The organism is Acuticoccus kalidii, from assembly GCF_021556395.1.
Classification (GTDB): domain Bacteria; phylum Pseudomonadota; class Alphaproteobacteria; order Rhizobiales; family Amorphaceae; genus Acuticoccus; species Acuticoccus kalidii.
The window spans coordinates 51,954-70,446 of record NZ_JAKGCS010000008.1 but is presented as its reverse complement, the minus strand read 5'-3'; the positions used below and the strand labels follow the sequence as shown (position 1 = coordinate 70,446).

Below are 18,493 nucleotides of genomic sequence, written 5' to 3'. Positions count from 1 at the left end.
GGAAACGCCCGCCTCAAGCGGGCCTTGGCGTCAGGCGCTCGCGGCGGCGATCGCCTCGCTCCGATCGGGTTTCACCTCGAAAAGGCGCAGGAAGCCGGAAATCTCGAACACTTCGAGGATGGTTGGCTGGAGGCCGCACAGCCGGATCGCGCCGCCTTCGGCCTTCGCCTTCTTGCCGGCGAGCAGGATGACCCGCAGCCCCGCGCTCGAAATATAATCGACCCCTTCGAGATCGATCACCACGTTCGTCTCGCCCGCGCCGAGCTTGCCGAGAATGTCCGTCTCCAGCGTCTTGGCGGTCGCAGAATCGACGCGGCCAGCAGGGGCCACGACCAGAACATCCCCCACCTTCTCGTCGACGATCGTCAAGTCGCTCACGGCGTCAGCCTTCCTCGATCCCGATTGCAAATCGCAACACGTTGTGCCGGCCCTCGCGCATATAATGCAAGTCCTGGGACATGGTCCGCACGAGGTGGACCCCTAGTCCCCCGATTTCGCGCTCTTCCAGCGAAGCCGTGGTGTCGGGCGACTGGCGGGCCAACGGGTCGAACGGCGTGCCGTCATCGCGCACCGTGCCTTCGATGAGATCGCCGCTTCGCAGCGCCGTCACCTCGATGGTGGCGCTGCCGTCCTTCGATCCATGATTGATGACGTTGGTGACGATCTCCTCGAAGATGAGGTTGAGCGTCATCACGGTCTTGAGCGGAAGCCCTTCCGCGTCCCCGAACGCTTCGATCGCCTCGACCATGCGGTCGAGATCGTCGGCGGCGGAAAGGGTCAAGTCGATTTCTGCACTCACCCTGTTCCCGACTCCGACGTACCGTAGCGGCGCCCGCCCCACCTTTTGCAGCACAATGACCTCATCCCGCGTCACCGTCGACCCCATCGGCATGAGATGTGGTGAATCGCGATGGCCCGGCAACCTCGTCCGGTCGAAATCGGCGATCCCGCCCGGTCGTTGCTCAGCCGCCGGTCTGGAGACGGTGCACGAAGCCGGAGACGGCGAGGCTGATATCCGTCCCATAATGAGCCGCCACCGTCGCGATCGCGACGCTGAACATGGCGACGAGGCCGAGATCGGTGCACACGCGCCGGTCGGAGCGGGCGAGGAGCGATACGGGAGTCCAAAGCAACATCCCCGCCACGCGCAGCACGTCTCGTCCGGGACGAGGCATACGACGCGAAGGGTTTGGGTTGTGCTTCATGTATCCGATCGTCCTACGTCGAGGAACGTGTACGGATATCTTGCTGCGACCAAACCGAGTTCGTCAAATCCTTTCCATGGATATGACTTAATTGTGCTTCGACTTCGGAATATCTAGAACAAAGCGCGATGTATTGCGGCGCAATGGAAGCCACTTTGTGGCGCAATGAAGGCAAACACAAACGGCGCGGACTTCTCCGCGCCGTTTCAATCGGATTTCGCGGCCCGTCGGGCCTATGCTGGCGTCAGGCGCGCTCGAGCGAGACGATGTTGGCGTTGTCGTCGACCACGCACACGGCACGGCCGCTATCGACCGTGAGGTCGACGCGATACTGCCCGTTCTCCACCTGTTGAGACGAAACCGGCAGCACCGCATTGCTCGCGACGCTGAAGCGGGTGGCCGCCTCCGACGCGCAAATGAGCTGCAAGTCCGCGGGCGCCGTCACGACGGTCTGCCGCACGGTCGAGGACGGCGCCGCGGGAGATCCCGATCCGCCGCTCTGACACGCGGCGAGCAGCGCCCCCGCCGAAACCAACACCGCCACATTCACGCTCAACCGGAGGCTCATCGCCGTTCTCCCGCTCATCTCGTTCAAACGCCGCGATAGAGCGCGGCACCCTGCATCAACACGATGACTTTCGCCCCGACCTCGACACGGCTGTAGAGGTCGACGACGTCCTCATTGTTCATGCGGATGCACCCCGAGGAAATATCGAGACCGATCGACCAGGGCTCCGTGGTGCCATGAATTCTGTAGATCGTGTCTTGATTGCCCTCATAGAGGTAGAGCGCGCGGGCGCCGAGCGGGTTGTCCGGCCCGCCAGGCATGCCGCTCGCGTATTTGGCGGCCTTCGGATCGCGCGCGACCATCTCAGCCGGCGGCGTCCAGGTCGGCCATTCCTGCATCCGGCCGACCCGCACGATGCCGGCCCAGCCGAACCCGTCCCGGCCGACGCCGATGCCGTAGCGGATCGCCTGGAAATCCGGCAGCACGAGATAGAGATAGTGCTTGTTCGCGTCGATGATGACGGTGCCCGGCTTCTCGGCCGTGCGGAACTTCACCACCTGGCGGCGGAAATCACCCGGCACGCTGCCGTGCGCACGATAATATTCGATCGCGCGGGACGGGTTGTAATTGACCCAGGTCCGCGTCGACGGATCGAAGATCTGAGTTGCGTGAGCGACGCCGATCGCAAGCGACGAAATTCCTAGTGCGAGCGCTGCGCTGCGCCACCACTTCCCCATCATTTGGTCCACTCCTCGATACGCGCTTGATTGTCGTCGACCCAGGCTGACGCGACGTCCGCCGGATCACGCCGCTCGACATGGATCGCATAGCTCATTTGCGCCGCTTCGTCGGCGGTCAGCGCGATCTTGTTCAAAAAGGCGACGATGTCCGGAAAGCTCGAATCGAGCTCGGCCGCATGGGCGACGTGGAAATGAGACGGCTCCCACGCACTCGCAGCTTCCGACTTCGCGAGCCAAGCGGGATCCTCTTCGGTGCGCACGATCGACCAGTTGGACGGATCGTGCTCGGGCTCCTCCAGCGTCACGATATCGTGGAGGGCAAACATGTAATGCGGCGAATAACAATAAAAGACGGTCGGCTGCCCGGTCGCGATCGCCGCGTCGAGGCCGGCCATCGCCATGTCCTCCGGCATCGTCAGGAGGAGCATCGATTCGTCGTAACCGTAGCTCTTGGCCCGCACCCGCTCGATACGGGTCGAGGACCATGTGCGGTCTCCGATCCACATTTCGCCACGCCCGTCACCGTCGGTGTCGAAGTTCGCGGCCATCTCGGGTTTGGCGAGATCCGACACCGCCTTGAGGCCCGTCGCCTCGGCGGTCTCGCGCGTGGTGCAGAGCTTTTGCTCGGCCCGGACGCCGATCGGCGACAGCTCGATCGTGCCGCGCTTGTCGACATACTCGTCGACGAAGGTCTGAAGGTTCGGGAGCCACACTTCGGGGTGGACGTCCACCTCGCCGCGGTCGATCGCGTCGAACATCTCCACCGAGCCGATCGGGCGCAAACGCGTGTCGACGTCGTACCGGGACCCGAGAATCTGAGCGATGATATTGGCGGTCACTTCGGCCGACGGCCAATTTGGCACACCGACGACAATGGTCGACGCCATCGCAGGCGCGGCCACCGCCGTTGCCCCCGCGATCATCAGCGCGCGTACGACGGTCAACATGGCAACATCATCCTCCTACTCGACGCAATCATTCATGCATGTGCTGGAATCATTGCAAAGCCGTGAAAGTCCCCTCACCCGATCGGCAATCATTCGTCAACATTTTCCGATCCGCCAGTCATCAGATGACGGTGCCTGCAGCGTTCGCCCGGCCTCGCCGGCACGACATCAAGCATCGGACAACATTGACCCAATGCCGCCTCTCCACCGCTGCCAACCGTTCCGCGAGGCTGAGGACGGAGCCGCATCCGGTGATCACAAATTCGAGAGGTCGGCGTGAAAATGCCGTCCCAAAACACCCCGAACGCCCCCTTAAGTTGTTGATTTTTGCACCGAGATCCGGGGTTGCCTGTGCCATCTTGGCACGCCGTTTTCGCATGACCGCAGAAATGGCGGGTTTCTGACAGCGTTAAGGCTCTGCCTATCGCCATCCACATCTTTGCGAAGCCCGCGCCAACACGCCGTTCGCCACAATTCGGCACGTTAATCCTAACGAACAAATCGGCCCCAAATTTGTTATATATTCGGTAAGGATTTCCCCGGCGGCCAGTCGAAGACACTAATACAGGCGAATGACGCGATGAAAGCCATTCTTGTCGTTCTTTTCTCAGTTCTCATGATCGGAACGGCGGCGGCTGAGTCATGCAGTCGCGCGCAGGCGCGTCTCGCCTCTGCGCAGTCCGGCGGGGGCGCGCAGGTTGCGAGCTTGCAGAAGCAAGCCCGCGCCTATGGCTGTAATTCGGCGTCCGCTTGGGGCCGCCACCGGGCCTGCGCCGGCATCGAGGCGCAGTTGCGCCGGGCCGGCGGCGGCGACGCGCGTCAGATCCGCGAGCTTCAGCGCCGCGTCGATCGGGCCTGCAACGCCCCCGTGACGGCGAGCCGCCAACCCGCCCGCAGCAGCCGCCGGCAGGCCGCCGCGCCCGCGAGCGGTGTGATCATCCACGGCACCCGCCCCGACAACCACCTCGACGCGCGCGCGAAGTCGAATGGCGGCGGCAGCTTCCTCTCCTCGATCTTCGGTGGCCGCCGTGAGGAGAGCGAGGAAATCCGCACGGTTCGCCACGATCCGAGCGAGCAGCGCTATAATGGCAAGGTCGAGAAGATGCATCTCGACGAGCGTCGCTATCGCGAGAGCGGCAAGGAAGACGACGGCAAGACCGTGCGCCTTGCGACGCAATCGTCAGACCGGGCCAAGGGCGAACTTCGGGTGGGCAGCACGCGCACCGTGTGCGTTCGTCTGTGCGACGGGTTCTATTTCCCGATCAACAGCCAATCCCATTCCGACAATTTCTATGACGAGCTCGCGATGTGTGTCGGCCGCTGCCCCGGTGCCGACGTCTCGCTCTATGCCCATAATGCGAGCTCTCCGGTCGAGACCATGCGCTCCACGATGACCGGCGAGCGCTATGTGAACCTGCCGACCGCCTTCGACTACCGCAAGGAAGCCGTTCCGAATTGCGGTTGCCAGCCGCAGACGACGATCGCCGAGGACATGAACTCCGAAAAGGCGCTCACATATGTCGGGCTCGGATCGGCGCACAACGAAAAGCCGCAGACGGCGCTCGAGGCGGCCGAGGTCGCCGCGTCGGACAGCCCGTCTTGGACCCCCTATCGCGCGGTCTATGATGCGACCGGCAAGCCCCTGCCGCCGTCGCTGACCGACCGTTCCCCGCCGGCCGACGAGAGCAACGCCGTGGCCACCGTGGCGATCGGCAGCACATCGGAATCGTCGTCGAGCCAAAGCGCGTCGCAGTCGCTCGTGTCCGAGAGCGAGCGCGTGCGTGAAGTCGGCCCGCAATTTTACTCCGCGGCGGCGATGGGCGGCGCGAAGGCGCAGCCGGTCCGCCACGTGCCCCGCTACACCACGACCGCGGTCCAGGTCGTGCCGATCACGCCGTCGGTTATCCTGCCGAATGAGGCGATCGACCCGATCGTGCCGGTCGAGGCGACGGCGCCCACCGCGGAGGCCGAACCCACCACCCCGACGGTGACGACGACGCCCATCCCACGCCCCAAGGCGCCGCGCTCGATGGACCACGCGACGCTGCCGCAGGATTCCGGCGCGTGAGGTGAACGGCGCCGGCCTGTCCGGCGCCGAAGGAAGAGGCTCGGCGGCTCAGCCCACGCCCAGCGCGACCTTCGCGGACGCGAGACGGTGGATGATCCGCTCGCGGCCCAGAAGCAGAATGAACGCCGCCATTTCAGGCCCCTGCTCGCGGCCGGTGAGCGCCTTGCGCAGCGGCATGAAGAGCGCCTTGCCCTTCGCCCCCGTCTCGGCGCGGATCGCCCCCGTCCAGGCCTTGAACGTCTCCTCGCCCCACGGATCGGGCGGCAACAGGGCGTCGGCGGCGGCGATCACCGCCGCATCCTCGCGGGCGAGGATCGGAGCGCCCGACGCATCGGTGAGGCGCGGCGCGTTCTGCCAGATGTCGAACCATTCCGCCGCGTCGCCGCGCAGCGCGAGATTGCCGCGCACCGTCTCCCAGAACATGCGGTCGGCGAGGCCGAAGCGCGCGTCGAGCCAATCGGCGGCCGCCTCATAGGGCATGTCGTGGAGCAGCGCCGCGTTGAGGCGTTTGAGGTCGGCCGGATCGAACATCGCCGGCCCCTTGGAAACCGCCGAAAGCGGCGCCTTGCCGGCAAGGTTCGCCATGTCGGCGACCGGCTCGACCGGGTGCGAGGTGCCGACGAGGACCGCCAGCGAGGCGACCGCCATCGGCTCGTATCCCTCCGCCCGCAGACGGGTGACGGACAGCGGATTGTCCCGCTTGGAGAGCGGCTCGCCGTCCTGCCGGGTGAGGAGATTGTGGTGGCCGAACGCCGGCGCCTCACCGCCCAGCGCCTCGAAGAGCGCGATCTGAACGCCGGTGTTGGTGATGTGATCCTCACCGCGCACGACGGTCGTGACGCCGAAATCGAGATCGTCGACGACCGAGGGGAGCGTGTAGAGATAACTTCCATCCGCGCGCACCAGCACGGGATCGGAGACCGTGCCGAGATTGACTATCTGCGGCCCGCGGCAACGATCGTCCCAGCTCCGCGCGCCCTCCGGCAGCTTGAACCGCCAGTGCGGACGCCTTCCCTCCGCCTCGAACGCGGCGCGCTCCGCCTCGGTCAGCGCGAGGGCGGCGCGGTCATAGACCGGCGGCAGGCCACGCGCACGCTGGCGGGCACGCTTGCGCTCCAGCTCATCGGGCGTCTCATAACAGGCGTAGAGGAGGCCGCGTGTGCGCAGATCCTCGGCGATCGCGTCATATCGGGCGAGCCGCGCCGACTGGCGCTCGACCCGCGCGGGGACGATGCCGAGCCAATCGAGATCCGCCGCGATCGCCTCGGCATAGGCCTCGCGCGAGCGTTCGACGTCGGTGTCGTCGAACCGCAGGATGAAGCGGCCGCCGGTCTGGAGCGCGAGGAACCAGTTGTAGAGCGCCGTGCGCGCGTTGCCGATGTGGATTTCCCCCGTCGGCGAGGGGGCGAAGCGGACGATCTCAGGCATCTCGATAACGGTTGGTGATGGGATAGCGTCGGTCCCGGCCGAAATTCTTCGACGAGATCTTCACGCCCGGGGCGGCCTGCCGGCGCTTATACTCCGCGATGTTGAGGAGGTGCTCGACCCGCCGCACCGTCGGCCCGTCATATCCTTCGGCGACGATGTCGGCGACGCTCGCCTCGTCCTCGATGAGGCGGCGCAGGATCGCGTCGAGGGTTTCGTAGGGCGGCAGCGAATCCTCGTCCTTCTGGTTCTCGCGCAGCTCCGCCGTCGGCGGCTTGGTGATGATCCGCTCCGGGATCACCACCCCGTCCGGCCCGAGCGCGCCGTACGGCTTGTGCGCGTTGCGCCAATGGCAAAGGCGGAAGACCTCCGTCTTGTAGAGATCCTTGATCGGATTGAAGCCACCATTCATGTCGCCATAAAGCGTCGCATAGCCGACGGAGACCTCGGACTTATTGCCCGTCGTCACCACCATGCCGCCGAATTTGTTGGAGACGGCCATCAGCGCCGTTCCGCGAACGCGGCTTTGAATGTTCTCTTCGGTGACGTCGGGTTCAAGGCCGTCGAAGATCGGGCCGAGGAGCGTGCCGAACCCTTCGACGGCGGGCGCGATCGGAACGATATCGTAGCGAATGCCGAGACATTCGGCGATCTCGGCCGCGTCCGACAGGCTCTCATTGGAGGTGTAACGGTACGGCATCATGATGCAGTGGACGCGCGCCGCGCCCAGCGCATCGACCGCGAGCGCGGCGCAGATCGCCGAATCGATCCCGCCCGAAAGGCCGATGACGACGCTCGGAAAGCGGTTCTTGTCGACATAATCGCGCAGGCCGAGCATCGCGGCGGCCCATTCCGCTTCCCCGTCCGCCGGCAGATCGGCGCGTTCGCCGGCTTCGGGCACCCACCCGTCCGCCTCGCGCTGGAAGACGACGACGTCCGAGGCGGTGCGGAAGGCCGGAAGCTGCGTCGTCAGCGCGCGGTCGGCGCTCAACACGAAGGACGCGCCGTCGAAGACGAGCTCGTCCTGCCCGCCGACCTGGTTGACGTAGACGAGCGGCAATTCGCTTTCGACGACCCGGGCGACGGCGACCTGCATCCGCCGCTCCACCTTCGTCCGCGTGAAGGGCGATCCGTTCGGAACGACGAGGATTTCCGCGCCCGTCTCGGCGAGGCACTCGACGACCTCTTCGGCCCAGATGTCTTCGCAGATCGGAAAGCCGACGCGCACGCCCTTGATATCGACGGGCCCCGGCATCGGTCCCGGCGCGAAGACGCGCTTTTCGTCGAAGACGTCGTAATTCGGAAGATCCACCTTGTGCCGCACGCCCGCGACGGCGCCATCGATCAGGATGACGTAAGCGTTGGTGAGGAGGCCGTCCTCCAGCCAGGGCGTTCCGATCGCGATCGCCGGTCCATCGACCGAGAGCGGGGCGAGCGCCCGCACCTCGGCCATCGCCCGCTCGGTGAAGGCCCGTTTCAGAACGAGATCCTCGGGCGGATAGCCGGTGATGAAAAGCTCGGTGAAGGCGACGAGGTCGACATCGCCCGCCGCCGCGATGGCGGCTTCGGCCATCGCGCGGTTGCCGGCAATGTCGCCCATGATGGGATTGAGCTGCTGGATCGAAATCGTGAAGCGGTCGCGCATGGGCTCCGGCCTGTCGTGGGATCGGACGACCCCATCCTCAGATGGCGGCGAAACTGGCCGCAAGGCGCACGAAGGTCAACGCCGCCGGCGTGACCTCCGCGATTTGTTCCTATCTCGAACCGCATCGGGGCAAAGCAAGGCCCCGCCCGGACACGCGCGGTGCGCCTCAGCGCCGCTCCCATTCGGGCTGCGGCAGGAAGAGGCCGCCCGCCTCGAACGCCCGGCGCATCGCGGCGACGCCCTGCTCGAAGCCGTAATGCGCCTCGATGAAGGCGCGCGCCTTCGCCGCAACCGACGCCCACCGCTCCGCGTCGTCATAGACGGCGAGGATCGCGTCGACGAATTCGGTGCCGGTGTCGGCGACGAACGCCGCCTCGCCCTCCCGGATCGGCAAGCCCTCCGCCGCAATCGGCGTCAGCACCGACGGGATGCCCGCCGCCATCGCCTGGAAGACCTTGCCCTTGACACCCGCCCCGCTCCGCAGCGGCGCGACGAAGAGACGATGCGCATCGAACATCTCGCCGAGATCGGCGACATGACCACCGACCACGATGCCGGGAATGTCGGCGAGCGCGTCCTCGGCATAGGAGCCATAGGCGGTGAAGGTGATGTCGGGCCGCGCCTCCTGCAAACGCGGCATTACCATCGTCGCGAACCACCGCACCGCCTCGGCGTTGGGCGGATGGCGATAATTGCCGAGAAAAGCGAGCCCGGCGCGCCCCTCGAACGGCGCGGGATCGGGCCGCAGGCGCTGCACCCACGGCACCTTGGCGACAGCGACCTCGGGCCCGAGATGGGAAAACACCACCGACGCCTCGACATCGGAATAAGACAGCACCACGTCGCTCGCCCGCATCGCGGCGATTTCGCGGGCGCGGGCGGAGCGCGCAGCATCGAGCGCGGCGGGATCGCCCGCCTCGGAGGCCGCCCGCATCTCGCGCAGGAATTGGAGGTCGGCGAGGTTGAGAAGCACCTTCGCATCCGGCGCATACCGGCGGATCGCCGGAAGCAGCGCCTCGGCGACCTGATATCGCGTCACATAGACGGCGTCGTACTCGGCGCCCCGCTCCTCGAGAAAGCCTTCGAGAGAGGTGGCGAACGGCGCATAGACGATCTCGACGCCCTGCCGCTCCATCGCCTCGGCATAGCGCGGCAGATATTCGAGACTGCGCGGCAGCACGGTGACCTTCGCGCCGAGCGCCTTGATGAGGCGGATCTCCTCCTCCGCCGCGACACTCGCCGCGTCGATATCGGTGCGCGGCAATTCGATCAGCGGAAAGAGGACGCGTGCCGTGACGCCGCGATCGTGCGCGACGCCGGGCTCCATCCGCGGCGGACGCCGATGAGCCCAGGTGCGCTTGAAGACCGGCGCGTTCAGCACCTGATGGCGCTTCACCCCCGCCGTCTCGTCCACCCCGTGCGACCCGCCTTCGGAGTGCACCACGACCCCGCCCGGCACATAGAGGACGCGCCGTCCCTCTTCGCGCACCTTGAAGCAGAGGTCGACGTCTTCATAATAAGCGGGCGCGAAGGCGTCGGAGAACCCGCCGATGCGGCGCCAGAGAGCGCGGTCGACCATCATCGCCGCGCCCGACACATAGTCGACATCGCGCGTATAGCAGAAGCGCGGATCGTAGGCGTTGCCGCCACGGCCCACCATGGTCGGCTCGCCATGATGGTCGATCCGGCCGCCGGCGTCCTGCAAGGCTCCGTCTGGATAGATCATCTTCGGCGCGACGACGCCGGCCCCCGGAAAGAGGGTGAAAGCGTCGAGCAACGCATCGAGCCAACCGGCGGTCACCTCGGTGTCGTTGTTGAGGAGGAGGACATAGCGCCCCCGCGCCTTCGCCGCGCCGGCATTCGCCGCATGGAGGAAGCCGCGCGCGCTCTCGTGCCGCACGACGGTGATCCCCTCGTGCTCGGCGAGGCGCTCCTGCGTCTCGTCGCTCGACCCGTCATCGACGACGATCACCTCGAAGGTCGCCTCGACGCGCGCGAACCGCAACGCTGCGAGCGCGATGAAGGTGAAGGCGTAGCCGTTATGGACGGGGATCACGATCGAGACGTCGGGCGTCTCATGATGCGCAAAGCGGAGCGGAAAGGGGCTCGCCCGCGTGTGCCCCTGGATCAGCGCCTGATGAAGGGCCGGCATCGCCTTCACGAGCCACGGGTCGACGGTCCCCTCGGCGAGCGCCCGTGCATGGGCCTCGAGCGCCCGGTAACGATACTCGGCGAGCGGCGCGCCGAAGCCCGGAAGCGGTGCCGGAACGTCTTCGGCGATCCGCGTCCAGGGCGTTCCATGGCGTGGGCCGGCGCCGAATCCGGTGCCGAGGATGCCGGCCGGCGAGATCACCTCGAGCCGGTGCATGCGCCCGTCGGCAACGACCTTTCCGGCGGGCAGGAGATGCCGGTCGGCCACCATCGGCGCGGCGACGATGTCGCCGAGCCAGCGGCCGTCCACCATCACCGAAGCCGCCCCCGACCAGTTGCCCGTCTCCACCGCGATGGCGCTGCCGTTCATCCCGATGCGGGCGACGCCGTCGAGCGCCGGCCGGGCGCCGATCGGATAGGCCGCGCCGTTATGCTCGACGATGACGGGCTGCGGCGGCGCACCGCGCGAGACCTGCGGCAGGCCGACCTCTACGAGAACGCGGGAGCCGTCATCGAGTGCGCGCGTCAGCGGGCCGAGCGGACAAAGACGCTCGGCGATCGGACGATCGGGCTCCGCCGATCCACATGCGGCGAGCGCGAGGTGAGTGAAGAAGGCGTAGACCTCGTCGGCGCCGGCGAAGGGGGTGATGCCGATCTTAAAGCGCACCGCCGCGGTCGACGGCGGAACCGAATGCACCGCCCCGACCTTGGCGTAACCGAACGGACTGCGCCCGCCGTTCGCCTCGGGGACGTGGGTCACGATGGTGTCGAGATAACGGTCGCTCGCATCATAGAACTCGATCTTGATCTCGAGCACGCCGCGATGGGCCGCAAAGAGGCCCTGCCACCGCACATATCGCGCGCCGACCGGAAGGGCCTCGCCGATCTCGGAGTCGCGATAGGCGACCTCGATCGGCGAAAGGTGGCCGCGCTGGGCGATATTGAGCCGCACGAACGCCGTGTGCCCGCCGATGATCTGCCAGTCGAAGGCGACGTCTCGGCCGAGCTCGGCGAAGCCGCCTTCATCATGATAGACGTGCCAATGATCGGCGATGGCGTCGAAGCCGTGATCGGACAGAAGGTCGACATCGCGCATCGATGCGCCGAAGCCGAGCGCCGGCTGCCCCTCGATCGTGAGAAGCGTGCCGGGTGAGGTCGCGAGGAGCGCCCGGTCAGAGCGCGTCGCGACGACCTCGAACGGCGCGCCCTCCGGCGCCGCGAGGCGCGTATAGGGCGCATAATTCGGCTCGTCCGGGACCGGCGTCGCGGGCAGCTCCGCAGCGTGCGCGGCGCCCTCCTCGCCAAGCGGCGCGTCGCCCTCGCCCTCAGTCGCGTCGACAGTTTCGCCCGCGTCGACGATCTCCGTCGTCGCATCGGCCGTGTCCTCGTCCGCGGTCTCGTTCGGTGCGCCGCGTTTCCCAATCGACATAATATCCCCGTCCCGACCAAAGTCTCTGCGGTTAGCGCAAAGTCTAAGACAACGCGAGCCGCACCGGCACCGTCGGCGGGAAATGTGGATGATTGCAAGCCCTGCGTGCCGCCGTTCCCGGCCTCACATCACGGTCAGCACAACGGCGCCGGAATAGATCAGCAGGATCAACGCGCTCTCAAATCCGATATTGGCGAAGCCGTGCGGCTCACGCCGGATGAGGCCGAGAAGAAGGACGCCGGTCATCGCGATGCCGACAAGCGCCCAGAATGCGCTCGCCGGATCGATGGCGTGAAAGATCGACCCCTCGCGGTACGCGACATCGGCTGCCGAGAGGAAGAGAACGTCGAACATATTGCCGCCGATGATCCCGCCGACGGCGAGCTGTAGTGCCCCGGCGCGCACCGCCGCGAGGGTCGTGACGAGCTCGGGCAGCGACGTTGCGACCGATGTCATCAGCGAGCCGACCACCGTTTCCCCGATCCCGGCTTCCTTCGCGATCGCGACCCCGAGCCAGGCGACGGCATAGCCCGCGAGGCCGATCACCAGGACGAGACCGAGCACCTGCAGGATCATCACCGATAACGGCCGGTCGTGTGATTCGGGCTCCGGGATATCCTCCCGCGTGTCCTCCGTCCGGCGCGGATGCCACATCGGCCGGTCCCGGTCGCGGCCGGACATCTTGATCCCCGCGGCATAGATGAGGAGGAGCACGATCGTTGCCGGATGGACGCCGAGCACGGTGACGGCCGGCGTGTGGATCGCGATCATCGGCACCGTCAGAAGAAGGATGAGGACCGTCGCCTGGGTGAGGTTCGAGACGGATGCGGCCGCATGCTCGAGATTGGCTCGCCGATAGGTGATGTCGGCAACGGCAAGAAACGCCGTCTGCGCGCCGATCCCGCCGAGCGCGTTCGACACCGCGAGATCGACATTACCGCCATAGGCCGCGACCACGGACGTGACGGTGCCGGGCGTCGAGGTGGACGCGCCGAGAAGCACGGCGCCGGTGACGGCCTCGCCGAGCCCCGTACGGTCGGCGAGCTTGTCGGCGAAACGGCTGAGACGGATGCCGACGAGCATAATGATCGCGGCGACGGCCACAAAAAGGCCGATGAGGACGGGAAGTTCGAAATGGGGCACTGGGGGGTCAACGCCATCCCCCCTTGCCCGTTCCGTCCTCGGCGGGCCGCCGCGATCGCCCGATCAGGCCTTCACGGCGGAGAGCTCAGCAAGGCAAGCCTCGCTCCATCGGGCGATGTCGGTGTCGCGGACCACGTCCATCAGCGCCGCGTGCCGGTCCCGCCGCTCGCCGAGCGGCATCGACAAAGCCCGCTCGATCGCCTCGCTGAGCGCATCCGTATCGTGGGGATTGACGAGGAGCGCGTCCGTCATCGCCTCCGCCGCGCCGGCGAACTCCGAGAGCACCAATACGCCCGGATTGCGCGGATTTTGCACTGCGACATATTCCTTGGCGACGAGGTTCATCCCGTCCGCGATCGGCGTCACGAGCGCGACGTCGCTGCGGGCCATGAGATGGGCGATCGTCCCCCGCTCGACCGGACGCGTCAGGAAGTTGAGCGGGCTGCAAGTGAGCGATGTGAACATGCCGGCGATGCACCCGGCGATCGCCTCCACCTCGCGCCGCGTCTTCTCGTAGGCCTTCACGCTGCCGCGGGAGATCGGCGCGATCTGGGTCAGGACGACATCGCGCGCCCGGCTCGGATCCTCGGTCAGGAACTGATGGAAGGCCTGCAATTTCTGCGGCAGCCCCTTGGAATAATCGAGACGGTCGACGCCGATGAGCGAGCGCCGCCCCGCGAGCCCGCGGGAGAAATCGACGACATCGGACGATGGCGGCACCCGCAACAGGCGTTGGATCCCGGCGACGTCGATCCCGATCGGGAGCGGCACGACGCGGACATGCTCACCGAACACGTGCGCCTCGAACGCCTTGCCGCGGCGGTGAACGGTCCCCTCACCCATCCCGGCGAGGCATTCTGCGAGATTGCGGGCGTCTCGCGTCGTCTGCACGCCGATGGTGTCGAACTTGACGAGCGCGCGGGCGATCTCCTCCGCCTCGGGGATGGTGCGGAAGACGTCGTTGTAGGGAAACGGAATGTGGAGGAAGAGGCCGATCGTGGTCGACACGCCCGCTTCGCGCAGCATCTCGCCGAGCATCAGGAGCTGATAGTCGTGGACCCAGATCGTGTCCTCGGGGCCGGCCATCCGCGCGACCGCTTCGGCGAAGGCGCGATTGATCGCCTTATAGGCTTCGAAATCGGCCGCGTCGTGGACGCTGAGGTCGGGCCGGCCATGGAAGATCGGCCAGAGGACGCCGTTCGCGTAGCCCTCATAATAGCCTTGGAAATCTGCATCGAAGAGATCGAGGAGAGCATAGACGACATCGTCGTCCATCTCGAGATCGAGCTCGACCGCCTCGCGGCTCGCGACGAGCTGGCCGGACCAGCCGACCCATGTTCCGCCCCGCGCCTTCAGCGCTTCGCCGAGCGCCTGGGCGAGCCCGCCCGGTGACGTCGTCCCGCTCGGACGGGCCACGCGATTGGACACCGCGATCAGCCGCCCATCGAGTTCAACACGCGGCAGAACCGGCGCGTCCTGTGGAGGTTCCGGCCTCGTGATTGTATTGGAAAGCGCGCTCAAGCCCGCCATCGACCCATTCCCAAAAGAGGCATTTCCTGTGTTGGAATGGAACGCTGCGTGATCAGGCTTGGTTCAGGTTCGGGCGATGAAAGAGAGCGATTCACTAAAGATTAATGGAAGTGAAAAGGCCCGCGACTAAATTGTTGCTTCAGCGAGTCCATTTTCATTCCGCCCTGAGCATTTATGAATCGATCGCCGTCAGGTGCTTCGCGGTCAACCGCTGGCGGACGGTCGCGACATCCGCCCATGCGTCGGTCGCGATGCGCTCTCCGACATGGACCCCGTTCGGGACTTCGAGGCCGGCGAGCGCCTCCCACGTCACGGGGACGGAAAACGGTGCGCCCTCCCGCGCGCGTGAGGAATATGGCGCGACCGCCGAGGATTTCACGTCGTTGCGCAAATAGTCGATGAAGATTTTCCCGCGCCGCTTCGCCTTCTTCATGTTGACGAGAAAGCGGTCCGGCTCGGTGTCCGCGAAATGCGTCGCGATCGCCCGCGTCCACGCCTTCGCCTCCTCCCAGGAGGTACGCCGCTCGATCGGCAGCATCACGTGAAGCCCCTTCCCCCCGGTCGTCTTCACGAAGGAGACGAGGTCGAGATCGGCGAGATGGTCCCGCAATTTGACGGCGGCGTCCTTCACCGCCTCGAACGGGACATCGTCGCCGGGGTCGAGGTCGAAAATCAGCCGGTCCGGGCGGTCGGGCCGATCGGCCTTCGCGCCGCGCAGGTGGATTTCGAGCACCCCGCGCTGGACCAGCTCGATGATGTCGGCCGGCTCGGAGACGACGATCGCCGCACCGTCTTCCTCGCCGATATCGCGGGCCATCCGCTCCGGCAAACCTTCGGGATGGCGCTGGTAAAAGCATTGGCGCGCGCGCCCTTGCGGGCATCGCAACAGTGTCAGCGGGCGGCCTTCGACATGCGGCATGATGAGGTCCATGTGAACCTCATAATGCCGGGCGAGATCGGCCTTGGTGACGTTCTGCTCGGGAAAGAGCACCCGCTCGGGATGGCTGAGGCTCACGCCCAGCACGCTGTCGGCCATTGCGTTCTCCTTGCGCGCGCCACGCCTGCCGGCGGGCGTCCCGCGCGCTGGCCGGCCCGCGGCGCGCCGGGCGGTTCCGGGCGAATCCGGCGGCGGCGCGGGCGCCCTGTCGATCGCGGCGGCGGGATGGTCGGACGGAAGATGGACCGTTTTCGGATCCGCCTCGACGCGGCGGCGATAGACCGGATGGCGCATCGCGCCGTCCGTGGTGATCGTCAGATAGTCCACCCCCACCACGAGCTCGGGTTTCACGAAATGATGGCCGCGCCCCTTGAGGGAGGCCGAGAAGGGCGAGCGCCGCACGCCGCGCGCCTCGAGTTCGGCGAGAAGGGCCGCCGCCTCGGCACGGGAATAGCCGGTGCCGACACGGCCGGCGGGAACGAGGTCGCCGCCCGCATAGGCGCCGACGACCAGCGCGCCGAGGCTTCCGTCGTCGCTCAGCGTATAGGCGCCGACCACGAAGTCATGCGAATGGACGGCGCGCACCTTCACCCAATCATCGTGCCGGCCGGAGCGATAGCGGCTCCCCGCGCGCTTGGCGACGATGCCTTCGAGCCCGTGCGATTTCGCCCGCTCGAAGAGCGCCTCCTGCTTGCCGCCGGCGATGTGATCGCCGAACCGGATCGCCGAGAGATCGGCGACGAGCGGGGCGAGCGCCGCCTTGCGCGCCTCGATCGGCTGGCCGCGCCAGTCCGCCCCGTCCAGAAAGAGGAGATCGAACGCCACATAGGTCGCGTCGGGCGCCTGGTCTGACCGCACGGCGCCGTGGAGCGCGTTGAAGCTCGTCCGCCCCGCCTCGTCGAAGACCACGATCTCCCCGTCCAGCATCACGCCGCGTTCGGCGAGCGTTTTGGCCGCTTTCGCGATGGCGGGAAAGCGCGCCGTCCAATTCTGCTTGTTGCGGGTGAGGATCGCGACGCCGTCCGGCGCGGCTCTCAGGATCGCGCGGTAGCCGTCATATTTCACCTCGGCGAGCCATCCCTCGCCTCGCGGCGGCGTGGTGCGCGAGCGGCAGAGCATCGGCTCTACGAACTCGGGCAGCGCAACGCTTTTGTGGGACGCCTGACGCGGGCCGGCCTTCCGCGCCGCCTTGCGGCGAGAGGCGGCGGGCGGCTTCTTGTCCGGTTCCGCCGCCCGCTCGGCGGTCTCCTTCGGCGGGCCAGCCTTGGCGATCGCGGCCATGGTGCGGCCGGAGCGGACGCTCTTGGTAAAGCGGTCGATCACCGCCTTGCCGTCATCCTTCGCCGCCGCGTCCCGCACTTTGATGAGGAGCCATTGGGGCGGCCGCCCTTTCTCCGCCCCCATCCGCTGAAGATGCCAGCGCCCTTTGAGGCGGCTTCCGTCGAGATCGAAGGTGAGTGATCCTTCGCGCAGGCCCTCGGCGGCGTCCTTGCCGTCCGCCATCCGCCAGGTGCCCTCGTCCCACAGCATCACGGTGCCGGCGCCGTAGGAGCCTTCCGGGATCGTCCCCTCGAAGCTGCGATAGTCGAGCGGGTGGTCTTCGGTCTCCACCGCGAGACGTTTGTCGGCCGGGTCGAGGCTCGGCCCGCGCGTCACCGCCCAGGATTTCAGGACGCCTTCATATTCGAGGCGGAAATCATAATGGAGCCGCGAGGCGTCGTGCTTCTGGACGACGAAGCGCAACGCCGTCTTGCGCCGTCGGCCGCTCTTTGCCTGAGGCTCGGGCGTCGTCTCGAAGTTCCGCTTTTCGCGATAGCGATCGAGGCTCGCGCTCGCCATCGCGCGTCAGGCCGATTTCTTCTGCCGCGTGCGGGTCGTCTTCGCCCCGCTTTTCGGTTTGGCGGCGCGCGAGGTCTTGGTCGTTCCGCTCGACTTCGCCTTCGTCGTCCGCTTTTCGGACGATCCGGCGGGCTTTCCGCCTTCATCGAGGCTCGCCTTCAACGCATCCATCAGGTTGATGACGTTGGAGCCCTTGCCGCCGCGGGCCGGCTTGGCGGGCTCGATCCGCTTGCCTTTCAGCTTCTTGTCGATCAGCGCCCGCAATTCCTGCTGATAGCGGTCGACGAAGCGCTCCGGCTCGAACGCGCCCGCCCGCGCCTTGATGAGGCTCTCGGCCATCTCGACCTGATCGGCCGAGACCTTCACCTCCTCGATGTCGTCGAAATAGGCGTCCGCTTCGCGCACCTCGTCGGCCCAGCGGAGCGTTTCGAGGATCAGCCCCTTGCCGCAAGGCTGGATCGCGACGACCCGCTCGCGCTTGTTGAGCACGATCTGGCCGAGCGCCACCTTCTTGGCGTGCCGCAGCGCGTCGCGGATGGTGACGAACGCCTCCGAGGCGATGTCGCCGTCGGGCGCCAGGAAATAGGGTTTGTCGAAATAAATCGGGTCGATATCGGACAGATCGACGAAGCGGGACAGATCGATCGTGTGTTTCGATTCGACGTCGAGGCCCTCGAGCTCGTCATCCTCGACGGGGATATATTTGTCCCTGTCATACTCGTAGCCCATCACGACATCGTCCCGCTCGACGGGTCCTTCGCCGGGCACGACATTCTGGATGCGCACGCGCTCGTGCGTGTCGCGCGTGATGCGGTGGAGCGCGATCCGCTCGGTCTGCGACACGGCCGCATAGAGGCGCACCGGGAAGCTCACGAGCGCGAGGCGGATATGACCCTTCCAATAGGCGCGGGGAGCTGCCATCGCCG

General features: G+C 66.6%; 14 protein-coding genes. 1 reads left to right on the top strand and 13 read right to left on the bottom strand.

Annotation, left to right across the window (positions count from 1 at the left end; translation table 11 throughout):
• Positions 1–30: 30 nt before the first annotated feature.
• The 6 genes from L1787_RS04780 to L1787_RS04755 form a co-directional block, all read right to left on the bottom strand.
• Complete coding sequence (locus tag L1787_RS04780) at positions 31–378, bottom strand: STAS domain-containing protein (RefSeq protein WP_235707395.1); 348 nt, start codon at positions 376–378, stop codon at positions 31–33.
• A 4-nt stretch (positions 379–382) separates the two neighbouring features.
• Complete coding sequence (locus L1787_RS04775) at positions 383–781, bottom strand: ATP-binding protein (protein WP_235707394.1); 399 nt, start codon at positions 779–781, stop codon at positions 383–385.
• 181 nt (positions 782–962) lie between these two features.
• Entirely contained in the window at positions 963–1,136 is a 174-nt protein-coding gene (locus L1787_RS04770) for a hypothetical protein (protein ID WP_235707393.1), read from the bottom strand.
• Between the two features lie 313 nt (positions 1,137–1,449).
• Complete coding sequence (locus L1787_RS04765) at positions 1,450–1,773, bottom strand: hypothetical protein (RefSeq protein WP_235707392.1); 324 nt, start codon at positions 1,771–1,773, stop codon at positions 1,450–1,452.
• A 23-nt stretch (positions 1,774–1,796) separates the two neighbouring features.
• On the bottom strand, positions 1,797–2,453 hold the full coding sequence (locus tag L1787_RS04760; protein ID WP_439648260.1) for a L,D-transpeptidase: 657 nt from the start codon (positions 2,451–2,453) through the stop codon (positions 1,797–1,799).
• The gene (locus L1787_RS04755; protein ID WP_235707391.1) at positions 2,450–3,400 is read right to left on the bottom strand and encodes an ABC transporter substrate-binding protein; all 951 of its coding nucleotides are present in this window, start codon (positions 3,398–3,400) and stop codon (positions 2,450–2,452) included. The genes L1787_RS04760 and L1787_RS04755 overlap by 4 nt, the downstream gene beginning before the upstream one ends.
• A gap of 706 nt (positions 3,401–4,106) precedes the next feature.
• Here L1787_RS04755 and L1787_RS04750 point away from each other — a divergent pair.
• Positions 4,107–5,468 carry a DUF2865 domain-containing protein gene (locus L1787_RS04750; protein WP_235707390.1) on the top strand — a complete coding sequence of 454 codons (1,362 nt, stop codon included), beginning with the start codon at positions 4,107–4,109 and terminating at the stop codon, positions 5,466–5,468.
• 48 nt (positions 5,469–5,516) lie between these two features.
• Here the strand turns inward: L1787_RS04750 and gltX are convergent, their stop codons facing one another.
• The 7 genes from gltX to ku form a co-directional block, all read right to left on the bottom strand.
• Complete coding sequence (gene gltX, locus L1787_RS04745) at positions 5,517–6,902, bottom strand: glutamate--tRNA ligase (protein ID WP_439648261.1); 1,386 nt, start codon at positions 6,900–6,902, stop codon at positions 5,517–5,519.
• The gene (locus L1787_RS04740; RefSeq protein WP_235707388.1) at positions 6,889–8,538 is read right to left on the bottom strand and encodes an NAD+ synthase; all 1,650 of its coding nucleotides are present in this window, start codon (positions 8,536–8,538) and stop codon (positions 6,889–6,891) included. The genes gltX and L1787_RS04740 overlap by 14 nt, the downstream gene beginning before the upstream one ends.
• 166 nt (positions 8,539–8,704) lie before the next feature.
• Complete coding sequence (locus tag L1787_RS04735; protein ID WP_235707387.1) at positions 8,705–12,118, bottom strand: glycosyltransferase; 3,414 nt, start codon at positions 12,116–12,118, stop codon at positions 8,705–8,707.
• Positions 12,119–12,241: 123 nt separating this feature from the next.
• Entirely contained in the window at positions 12,242–13,261 is a 1,020-nt protein-coding gene (locus L1787_RS25945) for a sodium:calcium antiporter (protein ID WP_235707386.1), read from the bottom strand.
• Between the two features lie 63 nt (positions 13,262–13,324).
• Positions 13,325–14,791, bottom strand: a complete 1,467-nt coding sequence (locus tag L1787_RS04725) for an alpha,alpha-trehalose-phosphate synthase (UDP-forming) (protein ID WP_235707385.1) — start codon at positions 14,789–14,791, stop codon at positions 13,325–13,327.
• 172 nt (positions 14,792–14,963) lie between these two features.
• A complete protein-coding gene (gene ligD, locus L1787_RS04720) occupies positions 14,964–17,567 on the bottom strand; it encodes a DNA ligase D (RefSeq protein ID WP_235707384.1) in 2,604 nt (867 codons plus the stop codon).
• Between the two features lie 6 nt (positions 17,568–17,573).
• On the bottom strand, positions 17,574–18,488 hold the full coding sequence (gene ku / locus L1787_RS04715; protein ID WP_235707383.1) for a non-homologous end joining protein Ku: 915 nt from the start codon (positions 18,486–18,488) through the stop codon (positions 17,574–17,576).
• Positions 18,489–18,493: the final 5 nt, after the last annotated feature.